Genomic DNA, 1,026 nt, shown 5'->3' with positions numbered 1-1,026 from the left:
CGCCCCCCTGTAGGAGCGAGCCTGCTCGCGATGGACGTCAACGATAACGCGTGCTGCCTGGATAAACGCGTTGCCCTTGCGTTCTTCGCGAGCAGGCTCGCTCCTACAGAGACCGATGTTCACAAATGACCTACCTATTCAGGTAAGACATTCACAGACAAATCTCCTTACAATCCCCCTCTTTGTTAGCTGCCTAAGCAAGGATTCTGCATGCAAGCCGCCAACCCGCGTCGCGGGTACATTCTGGGCCTGAGTGCCTACATCATCTGGGGACTTTTCCCCCTCTATTTCAAAGCCATCGCCAGCGTGCCCGCCGTGGAAATCATCATCCACCGGGTACTGTGGTCGGCGCTGTTCGGCGCCTTGTTGCTGATGGTCTGGAAGCATCCCGGCTGGTGGCGCGAACTGCGGGAGAACCCGCGAAGGATGGCGACCCTGGCCCTGAGCGGTACACTGATTGCGGCCAACTGGCTGACCTACGTCTGGTCGGTGAACAACGGCCGCATGCTGGAGGCCAGCCTTGGTTACTACATCAACCCGTTGGTGAACGTGTTGCTGGGCATGCTGATTCTTGGTGAGCGGCTGCGACGCATGCAATGGATTGCCGTGGGTCTGGCGGCCGTGGGTGTGGCACAACAGGTCTGGCAAGTGGGGAGCCTGCCGTGGGTGTCGCTGGCGCTGGCACTGACCTTCGGCTTCTATGGCCTGATTCGCAAGCAGGCACCGGTCAAGGCGCTGCCGGGGCTGGTGGTGGAAACCTGGATGCTGGTGCCGATTGCCCTCGGCTGGTTGCTGCTCAATCCGACGGCCAGCAGCGCCCAGGCCGAATTCTGGACCACGTCCCAAGCCTGGTGGCTGGTTGCCGCCGGCCCGATCACGCTGGTGCCGCTGGTCTGCTTCAACGCTGCTGCACGGCATTTGCCCTACACGACACTGGGCTTTCTCCAGTATCTGGCACCGACACTGGTGCTGCTGCAAGCGGTCCTGCTGTTTGGCGAGCACCTGTCGTCCAGCACCCTGGTAGCG

1 protein-coding gene is annotated in these 1,026 nt (G+C 61.3%); it reads left to right on the top strand.

All coding sequences use genetic code 11. The annotated features are described in order from the left end of the window. Positions 1-210: 210 nt before the first annotated feature. Positions 211-1,026 (top strand): EamA family transporter RarD (gene rarD, locus ACXRVY_RS31310; protein WP_458239251.1); only part of this gene is annotated, 816 nt, incomplete at its 3' end.

This window comes from Pseudomonas sp. P5_A2_2 (genome assembly GCF_054177685.1).
The sequence above is the reverse complement of the archived record's forward strand: the minus strand, read 5'-3'. Positions and strand labels throughout refer to the sequence as shown.